This window comes from Entomohabitans teleogrylli, from assembly GCF_001484765.1.
GTDB classification, from domain to species: Bacteria; Pseudomonadota; Gammaproteobacteria; order Enterobacterales; family Enterobacteriaceae; genus Entomohabitans; species Entomohabitans teleogrylli.
Window position 1 is genome coordinate 59,288 of the sequence record NZ_LLXO01000013.1, and the last position, 14,426, is coordinate 73,713.

The 14,426-nt window shown below is 56.1% G+C and carries 13 protein-coding genes; 9 read left to right on the top strand and 4 right to left on the bottom strand.

Annotation, left to right across the window (positions count from 1 at the left end; all coding sequences use genetic code 11):
- Position 1: 1 nt before the first annotated feature.
- Genes hybC through hybO form a run of 4 tightly spaced genes read right to left on the bottom strand, consistent with a single transcriptional unit; the run spans position 2 to position 5,013 of the window.
- Complete coding sequence (hybC, locus tag AQ981_RS15725) at positions 2-1,702, bottom strand: hydrogenase 2 large subunit (protein WP_058912692.1); 1,701 nt, start codon at positions 1,700-1,702, stop codon at positions 2-4.
- Complete coding sequence (gene hybB / locus AQ981_RS15730; protein ID WP_058912693.1) at positions 1,699-2,883, bottom strand: Ni/Fe-hydrogenase cytochrome b subunit; 1,185 nt, start codon at positions 2,881-2,883, stop codon at positions 1,699-1,701. The genes hybC and hybB overlap by 4 nt, the downstream gene beginning before the upstream one ends.
- Positions 2,876-3,886, bottom strand: coding sequence for a hydrogenase 2 operon protein HybA (gene hybA / locus AQ981_RS15735; RefSeq protein ID WP_058912694.1), 1,011 nt, complete (start codon positions 3,884-3,886; stop codon positions 2,876-2,878). Before hybA ends, hybB begins: the two co-directional genes overlap by 8 nt.
- Positions 3,883-5,013 (bottom strand): hydrogenase 2 small subunit, encoded by a 1,131-nt coding sequence (gene hybO / locus AQ981_RS15740; RefSeq protein WP_058912695.1) that lies wholly within the window; start codon positions 5,011-5,013, stop codon positions 3,883-3,885. The genes hybA and hybO overlap by 4 nt, the downstream gene beginning before the upstream one ends.
- Before the next feature lie 474 nt (positions 5,014-5,487).
- Between hybO and hypA the strand changes: the two genes are divergently transcribed.
- From hypA to AQ981_RS15785, 9 genes are all read left to right on the top strand, one after another.
- Positions 5,488-5,829: a hydrogenase maturation nickel metallochaperone HypA gene (gene hypA, locus AQ981_RS15745; RefSeq protein WP_058912696.1), complete on the top strand. Its 342-nt coding sequence runs from the start codon at positions 5,488-5,490 to the stop codon at positions 5,827-5,829.
- Between the two features lie 751 nt (positions 5,830-6,580).
- On the top strand, positions 6,581-8,002 hold the full coding sequence (gene nrfA / locus AQ981_RS15750) for an ammonia-forming nitrite reductase cytochrome c552 subunit (RefSeq protein ID WP_338031300.1): 1,422 nt from the start codon (positions 6,581-6,583) through the stop codon (positions 8,000-8,002).
- A 49-nt stretch (positions 8,003-8,051) separates the two neighbouring features.
- Positions 8,052-8,621 (top strand): cytochrome c nitrite reductase pentaheme subunit, encoded by a 570-nt coding sequence (nrfB, locus tag AQ981_RS15755; RefSeq protein WP_058912698.1) that lies wholly within the window; start codon positions 8,052-8,054, stop codon positions 8,619-8,621.
- The gene (gene nrfC, locus AQ981_RS15760) at positions 8,618-9,289 is read left to right on the top strand and encodes a cytochrome c nitrite reductase Fe-S protein (RefSeq protein WP_058912699.1); all 672 of its coding nucleotides are present in this window, start codon (positions 8,618-8,620) and stop codon (positions 9,287-9,289) included. Before nrfB ends, nrfC begins: the two co-directional genes overlap by 4 nt.
- Positions 9,286-10,245: a cytochrome c nitrite reductase subunit NrfD gene (nrfD, locus tag AQ981_RS15765; RefSeq protein WP_058912700.1), complete on the top strand. Its 960-nt coding sequence runs from the start codon at positions 9,286-9,288 to the stop codon at positions 10,243-10,245. Before nrfC ends, nrfD begins: the two co-directional genes overlap by 4 nt.
- 25 nt (positions 10,246-10,270) lie before the next feature.
- On the top strand, positions 10,271-12,127 hold the full coding sequence (locus tag AQ981_RS15770; RefSeq protein ID WP_071608914.1) for a heme lyase CcmF/NrfE family subunit: 1,857 nt from the start codon (positions 10,271-10,273) through the stop codon (positions 12,125-12,127).
- The gene (nrfF, locus tag AQ981_RS15775) at positions 12,120-12,524 is read left to right on the top strand and encodes a heme lyase NrfEFG subunit NrfF (RefSeq protein ID WP_058912701.1); all 405 of its coding nucleotides are present in this window, start codon (positions 12,120-12,122) and stop codon (positions 12,522-12,524) included. Before AQ981_RS15770 ends, nrfF begins: the two co-directional genes overlap by 8 nt.
- The gene (gene nrfG, locus AQ981_RS15780; RefSeq protein ID WP_058912702.1) at positions 12,521-13,333 is read left to right on the top strand and encodes a heme lyase NrfEFG subunit NrfG; all 813 of its coding nucleotides are present in this window, start codon (positions 12,521-12,523) and stop codon (positions 13,331-13,333) included. The genes nrfF and nrfG overlap by 4 nt, the downstream gene beginning before the upstream one ends.
- A gap of 418 nt (positions 13,334-13,751) precedes the next feature.
- Positions 13,752-14,060, top strand: coding sequence for a hypothetical protein (locus AQ981_RS15785; RefSeq protein ID WP_058912703.1), 309 nt, complete (start codon positions 13,752-13,754; stop codon positions 14,058-14,060).
- The last annotated feature ends 366 nt before the right edge of the window (positions 14,061-14,426 follow it).

Below are 14,426 nucleotides of genomic sequence, written 5' to 3' on the forward strand. Positions count from 1 at the left end.
ATTACAGGACCTTCACTTTGCTGAGGGTTTTCCCGGTCAGATCCACCATATGCACTGCGCAGGACATGCAGGGATCGAACGAGTGGATGGTGCGTACCACTTCCAGCGGTTTTTCTGGATCGTCCACCGGCGTACCGATAAGCGATCTTTCATAGGGGCCCGGTTCGTCGTTGAAGTTGCGCGGGCCTGCGTTCCAGGTGGAGGGCACCACCGCCTGGTAGTTGGCAATCTTACCGTCCTTGATAACGATAAAGTGCGACAGCATGCCGCGCGAGGCTTCCTCGAACCCGACGCCGCGGATCTCTCCGGCCGGAAACTCGGGTTTGATAAAGGCTTCAGTATCGCCGCGACCGATATTGTCGATCAGCAACTGGTACTGTTCGCTCAGGGAGTCCTGGAGTACGCCGGTGCGCACCGCGCGGCCGAGAATGCGTCCCCAGGTGGACTGCAACTGCTCTGTGGTTAGCGCTTCGCCGGTCAGAGTCTGGAACAGGGCGCTCATGCCGTTATAGTGTCTGAGAGTGCCGTCGTGTTTTGCCGCAAGGCCGCACAGCAGCCAGGCCAGCGGTCCCACTTCCACCGGTTTGCCGTAGAAGGTGGGCGCTTTAACCCACGAGTATTTACCGTCCTCTTCCCAGCCGGTGTAGTTTGGCCGGGTTTCGCCCTGCCAGGGTTTCTGCGGCTCGTCATCTTTATACCAGGCGTGCTTACCGCTTTCTTCTATACCGTCGATCAGATAAGCGTCGTTATGGCTGGCGATCGGCCGGAAGGTTGAGAAGTCCACGCCCTGCATGTAGCCGCCCGGCAGGCGGAAAGTTTCGCCTTTACGGTCGACCGGCAGTTCCGGTACCGCCAGATAGTGATCGGCGGCCTGGCCGAGCTTCAGCCATTCCGGGTAGCTGGCGGCGAAGATCACCGCATCCGGCTTATAAACCTGCTCAACGAAATCGCCGAGGCGATCGATAAAGGATTTCACATACATCAGGCGCTCAAGATTGAGCACGCTCGGGGCGTCGAGATTGATAGGGTTGGCGACGCCGCCTACCGCGAGGTTCTGGATATGCGGCGTTTTGCCGCCCAGAATCGCCACAATGCGGTTGGCATCGCGCTGGCACTCCAGCGCCTGCAGGTAGTGGGCGACGGCGATCAGGTTCACTTCCGGGGAAAGTTTCATCTCGCGATGGCCCCAGTAGCCGTTGGCGAAGATCCCCAACTGGCCGCTATCCACCAGCGCCTGGATGCGCTGCTTCACCTTAGTGAATTCCATCGAACTGTTCAGCGACCAGCTGGATACCCCTTTCAGCATCGCTTCGGCTTTGTCCGGATCGGCCTGCAGCGCCGAGGTGATGTCCACCCAGTCCAGCGCCGACAGTTGATAGAAATGCACGATGTGGTCGTGAATCTGGTGAGCGGCGAGAATCAGGTTACGGATGTACTGAGCGTTAACCGGAATCTCCATTTTCAGCGCGTTTTCCACGGCGCGCACCGAGGCGATGGCGTGAACAGTGGTGCAGACTCCGCAGATACGCTGCAGGATAATCCACGCGTCTCTGGGGTCATGCCCGCGGACAATTTCCTCCATGCCGCGCCACATGGTGCCGGAGGACCAGGCCTTGACCACTTTTCCCTGTTCTATTTCACAGTCGATCCGCAGATGGCCTTCGATACGGGTGATGGGATCAATAGTGATACGTTGACTCATGGTGTTACCTCATCCTGTTGTGACGCTTTGCGGTCCGGTTGCGCAGGTAAAATTGGCAGTAAACGAATAATCAGAATGTACGCGACAATCTCAATGGCGACGAAACCAATTGAAATCAGCAATTCGCTGGCGCTCGGGAAGTAGTGATAGCCATTACCCGGATCGTAAGCGATCAGCGAGTAGTTCATACGCCACAGCGCGGCGCCCAGCAGCAGCGACAGCGCGCTGATGAACAGCGCCCGGGCGCTACTCTGGCTCAGCGGGCTGTGCAGAAGCGCCAGCGGTATGATCAGCAGGCTGAGCTCCGCCAGGAACATCCACGTGTAGAGATCGCCGACAAATACCAGCGGCAGCTTGCCGTTAATCACGATTTCGCCGATGCGTACAATTACAAACAGCCACAGCATTACTTTGATGACGTTACTCAGTTTGCGGAACAGCGGTGTTTCATCCATCGACACGGTGTTGGTGGCTTTCAGCAGCGAACCTTCAAAAATAACGATTGAGAAGCCCATCAGGAACGCGGTGAACAGCGAGAACAGCGGCAACAGTTCATAGCTCTGCCACAGCGGATGCACCTTGTAGCCCGCGACCATCATCAGCGATCCCATGGACGACTGGTGCATGGACGGCAACAGCGCGCCGAGGCTGATGATAAACAGCATCATACCGTTCAGGCGGCGCAGGGGCACTTTCCAGCCCAGCCTTTCCAGCAGCGCCGGGAGAATTTCCAGGCTCATCACGCCGATATAGATAGTCATACACACCGCGGTTTCAAAGAGCACCGAGTTAGTATTGAAATAGCCCGGCATAAAGAAGTGCGGCAGGTTCCAGTAACGCCCCATATCGATGGTAATCGACAGGCCGCCAAGGGAATAACCGAACAGACTGGCGAGCAGGGCAGGGCGCACCAGATCGTGATATTCGCCGCGGTTGAATACATACACCGCCCAGGCCAGCGCCCAGCCGCCGCAGGCGAAGCCGGTGCCGATCAGCAGATCGAAGGCGATCCAGATCCCCCAGGGATACCCGCCGTTGAGATCGGTGACATCTCCCAGACCGATGACCAGGCGTTTGGCGATCAGCAGCAAACAGATCACGGCGATAGGCGCTAAAATCCTGATGCTCAGCGTGAACAGCTTACCGCCAACCGGGCGCAGCACATGCGCATGATCACTCATGGCCGTCCTCCTTATGGGAATTATCGTGTCCGTTCTTTTTGCTGTTGCGTCGTACCAGCCAGGTGATGCCTACCAGCGCGGCGGCGGGTAATACCATGCCCTTATACAGCGTGTGCTGAACGTGTTCCGAACGGGCGCCGGTGGCCAGCGGATCCAGCGCCGGCAAGCCAAAATGTTCAAACTTAACGCCGGAGAGCACCAGTACCTGGGTACCGCCGCCCTCGGTTTCGCCGTAAATGTGCGGTTGATATTCGGCAACCGGGTGCAGGTAGACATCGCTGCCGCCGACCCGCTGGCGCGGGTAGGGATATTCGCTGCCGGCCTGCTGCGCCAGACGTTTCTTCGCCTCTGCCAGTAGCTCTTCCCGGGTGCCGTAGATGACCGCCCCGGTAGGGCAGACTTCGGTACAGCCCGGCAGTTCGCCTTTATCGAGTCGCTCAATGCCTTTCTGGTTACACAACTCGCATTTGTGGATGTAGCCAAAGGGGTTGTCGTAATCGTATTTGGGGACGTTGAACGGGCAGGCCACCATGCAGTAGCGGCAGCCAGTACAGATTGAAGGATCGTAGGTGACGATACCGGTTTTGGGATTCTTTTTGAGCGCCGAAACCGGACAGGCGGACACACAGTTGGGATCCACGCAGTGCATGCACTGCTTTTTAATGAACGCGTAGCCGTCCTGCTCCTGGTTCTTGTGCGTGCCGTCGCCGCTGCGCCAGATCTGAATAATATTGTTGGTATAGGGGCTCAGCTTGTCGTTGACCGACCAGGTACTGTCGCCGTTCGCATAAGTATCCGCCCGGTGTTCATTGGCTACCGGATGGTTGATTTGTTGGCATTTGGTCACGCACGCCTGGCAACCTACACATAGCGTGGAGTCAAATAGCATACCGAGGGCGCCAGGAATGGGCGGCTTATTTGCTGCGGCCCCCTGGGCTGCGGGCGTTATTCCCGCCAGTAGCATCCCGCCTGACGCGATTTTAACGAAGTTCCGCCTGTTCAATGCCGATCCTCCCGTTTTTCCGGAGTCTCTTCATGGCCTTGCGGGCGACCAAGTCGTTTGACCGCCATGATACTGACACCGCCAACGGCGCCAACAACCGCTCCCAGCAGGCCTACCGCAGTTAAAGAAACTTTGCCGCCTTCGATACGGTTCACCTCCGGCACCTGAGCGCGCGGAGTCGGCTGTTGGACTTCCGCCAACTGGAAGATGCCTTTCTTAAAGGCAATGTTCTCTTCGTTACAGCCATAACAGGGGTGACCGATGCCGACCGGCCAGATACCGCCGCCGACATCGCAGAATTCCAGAGTGGAACAGTTACCGTAGGTTTCCGGGCCTTTGCAGCCGAGGTGGAACAGGCACCAGCCCTGGCGGTGCCCCTCATCGCCGAACTCGCGGGCGAAACGACCGGCGTCAAAATGTGGGCGGCGTTCGCAGTTTTCGTGAATTAAACGCTCATAGGCGAACAGCGGACGGTTTTTGCTATCCAGTTTCGGCGCCCGGTTGAAGGTAATGACGTGAGCGACGGTGGCCAGGAAGTTGTGGGGGTTAGGCGGGCAGCCAGGAATGTTAATGACCGGAATATCGGGGATCACTTCCTGGAGCGACACGGCGCCGGTAGGGTTGCTGCCGCTGGCCGGTACCCCGCCCCAGGCGGAACAGGAGCCAATGGCGATCACCGCGGCCGCGCCAGCGGCGGCTTCCCTGATGTGTTCTGAAATAGGCTTACCGGCGACCATACAGTAGATGCCGCCATCCTTCATCGGGATTGAGCCATCCACGACCAGAACATATTTGCCTTTGTAGCGCTCTATGGCGTGGTGTTTGTTGTCTTCGGCCTGCTGCCCAAAAGCCGCGGAAAGCACTTCGTGGTACTCCACCGAAATGACATCCAGTACCAGGTTTTCAATCGTTGGGTGGGTGGAGCGCAACAAGGATTCTGTACAGCCAGTACACTCCTGGGCGCCTATCCAGATAACCGGCGGACGGGCAGGAGAGGCCATGGCTTCAGTGAGTTGTGCGGAGGCGGTGCTGCTCAACCCCATGGACGCCGACAGCGCGGCGCACAGGGTCATAAAGTCACGGCGACTGATGCCGTGGTTAAGGAATGTATTAGGTCCTTCTGACATTGCATCTCTCCCGAATCTGGAAGGTTTTTCTTTTTTGTTGTCTGCAAAATAGTACTTTTACGAATCATTTAATTGACAGGTATCAATTAAGTTCACGTTAATTTCACTTTTCCTTAAATAATTTGAAGCGAAGCGTTTCAGGTGCTATTACGTTAAAGGGAGGTAATAAAAATAATAAATAACAGTGTGTTGGTGATTATTCTCATACCACTAAAGGGGTAGGAAAATAATCCTGGTGTTAAAATTTTGATAAACACAAATCTTAATAAGAATTATTATCTAAAATTAAACATTAATAAAACTTCACTATTTTCGGGGTGGGTGAAATGGCATAAAAAGGATCTTTTTATATAAGCTCTGGATATAACTGGATGATTTACTTTATTATACTTTTGTATCATTTGCCAGATAGATCGGAAATAATGAGTTTTTACTGGCGGAAATAGTTAATGATTTCGAATAGGTATTATTAGTATGCATGAACTGTCACTGGCCCAGGGGGTCATTCAGGTACTGGAAGAGCAGGCGCAAACCCGGCACTTTCAACGCGTCCTGCAGGTGTGGCTGGATATCGGCGCGCTGGCCTGTATTGACGCGCAGGCGTTACAAACCGGACTGGCGGCCGCCAGTCGCAATACGCTGGCGGAACGGGCTCATTTTCATATCCGCACCGTGGCGGCTAAGGGATGGTGTTTCCACTGTAGCCAGGCCTTTGTCGCGCAGGAGCACGGTATGCCGTGTCCGTTATGCGGGTCGTGGGAAATTCGCACCGATGGCGGTAGTGAGATGCGCATTGCCGAGATTGAGGTGGAATAGCTACGGCGGCGGTAGTCCTGAATCGCCGCTGTTGAGCATCTGAAACGGCTTCAGGTTGTGATGGCGTTTGGGTTGTTTTAGGCCGGGATATGATTCCTGCCGCGGTATCCCCGATATATCCGCTTATAAAACCCATGGCGCTAATTATCATGGTACTGTTATTGATAATTATTCGCAGTAACTTGTTGAATAGCGATTTACCCGGATATAAAGGTAATGAAGGGAAATAAAAAAGATTAGGGATTTACTGAAATGGGTCGTTTGATTTTTATTAAATAATAAAACCTCCAGTTTATTATAATGTTTTATCAGTATTCAAAAAATACCCAATTAGGGTTAGTGGGCTTCCGGGCGGAATATTGGTTCCCTTTGGGGGCGTAGCGAGCCTTCGCCAGAGAGCCCTCCAGGCCGCATCTCCTCTGGATCCTCGCGCTGCCGGGCGCTGTAGATAAAGGGCGTTTTCTGATTTTACATTCCCTGCCTGAGATTATTCTTTTTGTTTCAACAACACGCTGCGATGAAAATAAACGTTGCCTGTTCGATTATTTGCGACAAAGTTCAAAAAACATTTCATTTATTTCTGGAGAAATCTTTACATTTGATCGAAGACAATATTTTTTGTGTGGGTTTTGTTAATTGTTCTCATGAGTAATGTCATGATGGCTTATTTGCTGTCGCCATCCAGTGGATAAATAGAAATAGCTGCCGCCTGGTGGCTTAATTTGGAAAAGCACCTATGGCCAGGATAAACATGAAAGTCACCTGTTTATGGGGCATATTAACCAGCCTTTTTTTGTTAATGCCCGCACATGCCTCTGAGACCACGGCGTCGGCGAATGCCGCGCCGGTTGAAGCCCGCAACGACAAGTTCGCCGGGCAACATGTCGATCAATACAATTCATGGAAAGCCACCAGCGAGCAGTCTGAACGTGAAGATGCGCTGGCAGAAGACCCGCGCCTGGTGATTTTATGGGCCGGTTATCCTTTCTCCCGCGACTACAACAAGCCCCGCGGTCACGCTTACGCGGTGACGGATGTGCGTGAAACGCTGCGTACCGGCGCGCCGAAGGACGCCGAAGACGGTCCGCTGCCGATGGCCTGCTGGAGTTGTAAAAGCCCGGATGTGGCGCGTCTGATCCAGAAAGACGGGGAAGACGGCTACTTCCACGGTAAATGGGCGCGCGGCGGCCCGGAAGTCGTTAACGACCTCGGCTGCGCCGACTGCCACAACACCGCTTCCGCCGACTTTGCGCAGGGAAAACCGGCGTTGGCGCTCTCTCGCCCCTATGCGGCGCGGGCGATGGAAGCTATCGACAAGCCGTTTGATAAAGCCGGTCGTTTCGACCAGCAGTCGATGGTGTGCGGCCAGTGTCACGTTGAGTACTACTTCGACGGGGACAATAAAGCGGTGAAATTCCCCTGGGATGACGGCACTTCCGTAGAAGCGATGGAGCAGTACTACGACAAGATTGCTTTCTCCGACTGGACTAACTCGCTGTCAAAAGCGCCGATGCTGAAGGCGCAGCACCCCGAGTATGAAACCTGGCGCGTCGGCGTTCACGGTCAAAATAACGTGACCTGTATTGACTGCCACATGCCGAAACTGCAGAACGCTGAAGGCAAGCTGTACACCAGCCACAAAATCGGCAACCCGTTCGATACCTTCGCTCAGACTTGCGCGAACTGCCACACCCAGGACAAAGCGGCGCTGCAGGATATTGTCGCCCAGCGTAAGAAGGCGATTCAGGAGTTGAAGCTGAAGGTGGAAGATCAGCTGGTTCACGCCCACTTTGAAGCCAAAGCGGCCTGGGATGCCGGCGCCACCGACGCGGAAATGAAACCGATCCTGATGGATATCCGTCACGCCCAGTGGCGCTGGGATCTTTCCATTGCCTCCCACGGCATTCAGATGCACGCCCCGGATGAAGGGCTGCGTATGCTGGGCAGCGCGCTGGATAAAGCCGCGGATGCGCGCACTAAACTGGTCCGCCTGTTGGCGACGAAAGGGATTACCCATGAGATCGAACTACCGGATATTTCTACGAAGGAAAAAGCCCAGAAAGCTGTGGGCCTGGACATGCAGCAGATCAAAGCTGACAAACAAGAGTTCCTGAAAACCGTGGTTCCCCAGTGGGATGAGCAGGCGCGCAAAGCAGGACTGCTGAGCCAATAACCCCTGAATCCGCCCTCACTGCGGGGGCGGTTTAAACAATGGAGTGAATATGAGCGTATTACGTTCGTTATTAACTGCCGGGGTGCTGGCGTCAAGCCTGGTGTGGGCATTGCCCGGATTGGCCTCCTCCCCGGCCACCCCGGCGGAAAGCGGCACCCGCTGGGAGGTTGCGCCGCAGCGTAATCCGGACGCCGCCTGCCTGAAGTGCCATAAAACGGATGAAGACGGGATGCATGGGAAACATGCGTCGGTTGTTAATCCGGCGAATGAACTGGCAGTAACCTGTACTAATTGCCACGGCAATCCGTCCCTGCACCACCGCGAGGGGGTGAAGGATGTCATGCGCTTTAACGATCCGATGTACAGCGTGGAGCAACAGAACAGTGTCTGTATGACCTGCCATTTGCCTGAGCAGTTGCAAAAGGCGTTCTGGCCTCATGATGTACATGTGGCGAAAGTGACTTGCGCCAGCTGTCACCAGTTGCACCCGCAGCAGGATAAGATGCAGGCTCTGAATGATAAGGGGCGCATCAAGCTCTGCGTGGACTGCCATAGCGATCAGCGCAATAACCCGAGCTTTAACCCGGCTTCGGTACATCCGGGTAAGGAGCAGCCATGAGTTGCTCGCGACGCCAGTTTATCTCCCGGATGGGGGCGCTGATTGCTATCAGCGGCACTTCCGGACGCGTGGTGGCGCAGACCCTGAATATTAATGGTGTGCGTTATGGCATGGTGCACGACGAGTCGTTGTGCATCGGCTGTACGGCCTGTATGGATGCCTGCCGCGAGGTCAATCAGGTGCCGGAAGGGGTATCGCGGCTGCAGATCCTGCGCAGCGATCCGATCGGCACATTCCCTGACGTGAAGTACCGTTTCTTCCGTCACTCATGCCAGCATTGCGATGATGCGCCCTGCGTCGACGTTTGCCCGACCGGCGCATCGTTCCGCGATGCGGCCAGCGGGATAGTCGATGTTAATCCGGATTTGTGCGTTGGATGTCAGTATTGCATCGCCGCCTGCCCGTACCGCGTGCGCTTTATCCATCCGGTGAACCGTACCGCGGATAAATGCGATTTCTGTCGTAAAACGAACCTGAAACAAGGCAAATTGCCGGCCTGCGTGGAGTCGTGTCCGACGAAGGCGTTGACGTTTGGCAACCTTGACGATCCGAATAGCGAGGTGTCGCGTCTGCTGCATGAGAAGACCACCTACCGCTATAAGATTGCCCTGGGAACCAGGCCGAAGTTGTATCGCGTTCCGTTTAAGTATGGGGAGGTTAGCCAATGACGCCTGCAACTTCCGCTTTTCATTTTGAATCGCTGGTCTGGGACTGGCCGATCGCGATTTATCTGTTCCTGATCGGTATTTCGGCGGGGCTGGTGACGCTGGCGGTGCTGCTGCGCCGCTTATATCCGGCGGCGGGTACCGCGCAGAGCACCCTGATGCGTACGACGCTGGTGCTGGCGCCGGCCACCATTATTCTCGGACTGCTGATCCTGATTTTCCACCTTACCCGTCCGTGGACCTTCTGGAAACTGATGTTCCATTACAGTTTTACTTCCGTTATGTCGATGGGGGTGATGCTGTTCCAGGTCTACATGGCGGTACTGGTGATCTGGCTGGCTAAAATCTTTGAAAATGAGGTTGTCGCGCTACAGAAGCGTTGGCTGCCCGGGTTCGGTTTGGTGGCCAAACTACTGAGCTGGCTGACGCCGGTGATGCGATCGCTGGAAGCGCTGATGCTGGTGCTGGCGGTGTTGTTGGGCGCTTATACTGGTTTCCTGCTTTCAGCGCTGAAATCCTACCCGTTCCTCAATAACCCGATCCTGCCGGCGCTGTTCCTGTTCTCCGGTATTTCGTCAGGGGCCGCGGTGGCGCTGATCGCTCTGGCCTGGCGCCATCGCAGCAATCCGCACAATGAAGAGGCGCATTTTCTTCATCGCATCGAAACGCCGGTGGTGTGGCTGGAAATCTTCCTGCTGGCGGCGTTTTTTGCCGGTCTGGCGCTGGGGGACGACGGCAAAATGCGCGCCCTGGCGGCGGCGTTGGGCGGTGGATTCTGGACCTGGTGGTTCTGGCTGGGGGTGGTCGGCGTTGGTTTTGTGGCGCCGCTGCTATTGAAAAAATGGGCTTCAGGCTTGCGTTCACACTATGGATTGCTGGTGGTGTGCAGCATGAGTCTGGTCGGTGTACTGTTACTGCGTTTCTTCATCCTTTATGCGGGGCAGTTAACCGTCGCATAAACCTGATAAGGTGGTTCTCCGAACGATGTTGCCTGAATCTGGTTTTATTGCATTACTGCTGGCCTGTGGCGTCAGCGCCGCAATGGCGCTGGCGCTCTTTCCGGGGTTGCGCATACTTCAGCGCCTGGTGTCTCACTGGGCGCTGTTGCAATTCGGGCTGCTGGCGTTTGCCTTCGGCGCCCTGACGCTGAGCTTCCTGCAGGATGATTTTTCCGTCGTTTACGTTGCCCAGCACAGCCATCGCGCGCTGCCGCTATTACTTAAGACAGCAGCGGTATGGGGCGGTCATGAAGGTTCGCTGCTGCTGTGGGTGCTGCTGCTTTGTGGATGGTCGGCGCTGTTCGCCTGGCGCTACCGCAAAGACACCGATGCTCTGTTCCCGCTGACCCAGGCGCTGCTGGCGTGTATTACCTTTGCCCTGCTGATTTTCATTGTGTGTTTTTCCGATCCTTTCGTACGCATCTTCCCGCCGGCCGTTGAGGGCCGGGATCTCAACCCTATGCTCCAGCATATTGGGTTAATCCTCCATCCGCCGCTGCTTTACCTCGGCTATGGCGGTTTGACGGTGAGCGCCGCGATTGCCCAGGCGGCGCTGCTGCGCGGCGGTTTCAGCGCGCCGGTGGCATGGATCTGCTGGCGCTGGGCGCTACCCGCCTGGTGCGCGCTAACGCTGGGGATCATTCTTGGTTCCTGGTGGGCCTACAGTGAACTGGGCTGGGGGGGCTGGTGGTTCTGGGATCCGGTGGAAAATGCCTCTCTGCTGCCGTGGCTGACCGCCAGCGCACTGCTGCACAGCCTGTATGTCACCCGGATGCGCGGTATTTTTCGCCACTGGTCACTACTGCTGGCGATCATCACTTTTATTCTGGCGCTGCTGGGCACGCTGATTGTGCGCTCCGGTATTCTGGTATCGGTGCATGCTTTTGCGCTGGATAACGTGCGCGCGGTGCCGATGTTTGCCCTGTTTGCGCTGCTGAGTATTGGCGCGCTGGCGCTGTATGCCTGGCGGGCGCAGGCCTGGCAGGCGGCAGCGCGCTTTGACTGGCGTTCCCGGGAGATGGCGCTTCTGGTGACCCTGCTGTTATTCGGCGCGGTGACGCTGATTGTGCTGGTGGGTACTCTCTACCCGATGCTCTACAGCCTGTCCGGGTGGGGGAGAATTTCGGTGGGCGCGCCGTATTTTAACAGCGCGCTGCTGCCTTTTGGTCTGTTGATGCTACTGCTGCTCGGCCTGAGCGCCGGGGGCGGGTGGAAAACGGCCATGAGTCAGGCGCGCTGGCAGTCTGTTGGCGCGCTGGTTATCGGTCTGGCGGCAGGGCTGGCGCTGTCCGCCTGGGGGATTGCGCCGGCGCTGGCCGGCGCGCTGGCCGGCTGGGCCGCGGCGCGTTGGTGGTGCCAGCCCGGGCAACGTTTGCGTCGCCGCTTACCGGGCGCCCTGGCCCATAGCGGCGTGGCGCTGTTTGCGCTGGGCATCGCGCTCTCTTCCGTCAGTAAGGAAGAGGTAAGCGTCAATCTTTCCCCCGGAGAGAGTGTTGCGCTGGCGGGATATCGCTTTGAGTTTCAATCGCTACAACTGATGGCCAGGGATAATTACACGACTGAGCTGGCGACCATTGCGGTGCGCCGTGGCGATAAACCTATTAGGCAGTTGACAGCGGAGCGGCGATTTTACGGGGCGCGTAATCAACAAATGATGGAGCCCGGCGTCGCCTGGGGACTGGTTAACGACTGGTACACGGTGATGGGTGAAAAAACCGGTGAAAACCGCTATGCGATGCGGTTTTATGTCCAGTCGGGCGTGCGCTGGATCTGGGGCGGCGGTCTGTTGATGATCGTCGGCGCGCTGAGCGGCTGGTGGCGGGGGAGAGGCGTCTATGGTTAAAAGCATCCTGTTACTGGTGGCGTTACTAATGGCTCCGCTTGCCTGCGGCCAGGTTGTCGATACCTGGGCGTTCGATAGCCGCGAACAGCAGCAGGTCGCGCTGGGCATTGCCGGCCAGTTGCGCTGCCCGCAGTGTCAGAACCAGAACCTGCTGGAATCCAATGCGCCGGTGGCGGTCAGTATGCGCCACGAGGTGTTTACCATGGTCAGAGAGGGCAAAGGGGAAGCCGAGATTATGGCTTTTATGACCCAGCGTTACGGGGACTTTGTGCGCTACAGCCCACCGCTTAATGCCGGAACTGCGCTGCTCTGGGGGCTGCCGATGGTGATGCTATTCGCCGTTGCGCTGACGGCGGGTCTGGCGATCCGGCGCCAGCGCAGGAGAGGAGAGCCATGAGCGCCCTGACAATGCTGTCGCTGATAACCCTGGTTGGGTTACTGTGGCCGCTGTGGCGGAGAACGCGGCGCCACGGTAGCGCTCTGGGGCGCGTATCCGCCAGCGTCTGGCGCTACCAGACAACGAGCGCGCAGCGCGCTGTGGATCCTTCGCGGCTCGCGGCGTTTTGCCACGAGCTGGAACACGATCTGCCGCTGCGCGAGCCGGAGCGCAGGGGGGGATCGGGCCGGGGTGTGGCGCTGGTCGTTGGGCTGGCGGCGATCGTTGTTGTGCTGTGCGCGGGAGGATATGTTATGACGCCGCGGCTGGCGGCGGTGGTCGCCGAGCAGCAGCGCCTTGCCGATCCGCTGAATAATTTCACTGCCGCGCAGCAGCAGGAAAGGCAGCTTGTCCGGTTGCAGGATAAAATTCGCGCCACGCCAGAGGACAGTGTGCTATGGGCGGAACTGGGGGAATATTATCTTTACCGTAATGCCTACGGCAATGCGCTGCTCGCCTATCAGCGGGCGCTGGCGCTGCGCGGTGAAAACCCGCAGTTGTATTCGGCGCTGGCGACAGTGCTCTATTACCAGGCGGGGCAGCATATCACTCCGGGCGTTCAGGAGATGATCGATAACGCGCTACGGCTGGACGACAGCGAAGTGACCGCACTTATGCTGCTGGCCGGGGATGCGTTCATGCTGGCGAACTATCAACGGGCGATAGCGCTCTGGCAGCAGGTACTGGATTCCAACAGCCCGCGCGTCAATCGTGTGCAAGTGATTGAAGCGATCAATATGGCGAAGTTATTGCAGAATCAGCAGCGGTAGGGGCTGATGTGAGTCCGTGTCGGAAAGACGGGGCGATAAAAAGGTGAAAATCATGGTTGGTTTTCACCTTTCTTATTTTCAGGGTCAGGTCGGTACTGGCGGAAATGTTAGCGCTGGCTGACATATCCATCGCTCTGGCGTCCGCCATAAGGTTTCGCGGCTCGTGCCCGAGGTCAATAAATAGAGCGCCGGGAACGCGTCTCCACGCCAGGTACTTGAGTGGCTGACGGTAAGTGACCAGGGTTGTTGCAGGTTCGGAAATTATTGGGAAATATTTACTTACATTTACGGGTTTTTGTCGGCGATTAGTTATTTTTAACGAAAAAATCAAAATCTTAGTTATATATTCTATTGTATTATTTTTCAGGAGGATTAAAAACCAACTCCATGGATGGCAACAGTCTCTGGAGAGCATGTGATGAAAGTTTACTCGCAACGATTGTTGTTCCCCGCTGTTTGTTTTTTCTTTTCCAGCGCGCTGTATGCCAAATCGGATGGCGGCACAATTCATTTTATTGGTCAGATTGTGGAGCCCATGTGTAATGTCACTCAAAACCATAATTCCATGAACATGACCTGTGATAGCGCCGGTCAACCCATCACCTGGACGGCGCCGGTAGAAAATGTATCAGACCTGAAAAATAAAGATGGGCGAATTTCTGAAGTCTACAGCGTGGCGCTGAACGGGCATCCGCAAAGCGCCATTGTCACGGTGGTCTATCGCTGAGCCGTAGTGGTACTGACTGGTCAGAACGGCATCCTGGCGTGAAGCGGCCGTTCTGATGACTCACCGGGTCCACGCTCAAAAGGAAAAGGCGTGGTTTACTGGTTTTAATAATGAATCGATGCTGTTCAACAAATTGATTTGTGGATGAATTCTGCACCCGGGGCGTGGTTTGTCCCGGCCTGTGGCGTTCTGGCAGGCAAGCCCGGCGGTAGCGGTTACCCTGCTGGCGCATAAAATAAAAAACCTGCTAATGCAATCAATTAGCTTTTCTGCCCCCTTTGACTGACGATATTTCCACCATGATGATTGCCTCTCCAAATAATTTACTTTACTGTAAAGTAAATTATTTGATGCAGACATGTAACA

Bases quoted from the DNA above. Each gene is read 5' to 3' on its own strand.
- hybC (WP_058912692.1), bottom strand. From the start codon at position 1,702: ATGAGTCAACGTATCACTATTGATCCCATCACCCGTATCGAAGGCCAT.
- hybB (WP_058912693.1), bottom strand. From the start codon at position 2,883: ATGAGTGATCATGCGCATGTGCTGCGCCCGGTTGGCGGTAAGCTGTTC.
- hybO (WP_058912695.1), bottom strand. From the start codon at position 5,013: ATGTCAGAAGGACCTAATACATTCCTTAACCACGGCATCAGTCGCCGT.
- hypA (WP_058912696.1), top strand. From the start codon at position 5,488: ATGCATGAACTGTCACTGGCCCAGGGGGTCATTCAGGTACTGGAAGAG.
- nrfA (WP_338031300.1), top strand. From the start codon at position 6,581: ATGAAAGTCACCTGTTTATGGGGCATATTAACCAGCCTTTTTTTGTTA.
- nrfB (WP_058912698.1), top strand. From the start codon at position 8,052: ATGAGCGTATTACGTTCGTTATTAACTGCCGGGGTGCTGGCGTCAAGC.
- nrfC (WP_058912699.1), top strand. From the start codon at position 8,618: ATGAGTTGCTCGCGACGCCAGTTTATCTCCCGGATGGGGGCGCTGATT.
- nrfD (WP_058912700.1), top strand. From the start codon at position 9,286: ATGACGCCTGCAACTTCCGCTTTTCATTTTGAATCGCTGGTCTGGGAC.
- AQ981_RS15770 (WP_071608914.1), top strand. From the start codon at position 10,271: ATGTTGCCTGAATCTGGTTTTATTGCATTACTGCTGGCCTGTGGCGTC.
- nrfF (WP_058912701.1), top strand. From the start codon at position 12,120: ATGGTTAAAAGCATCCTGTTACTGGTGGCGTTACTAATGGCTCCGCTT.
- nrfG (WP_058912702.1), top strand. From the start codon at position 12,521: ATGAGCGCCCTGACAATGCTGTCGCTGATAACCCTGGTTGGGTTACTG.
- AQ981_RS15785 (WP_058912703.1), top strand. From the start codon at position 13,752: ATGAAAGTTTACTCGCAACGATTGTTGTTCCCCGCTGTTTGTTTTTTC.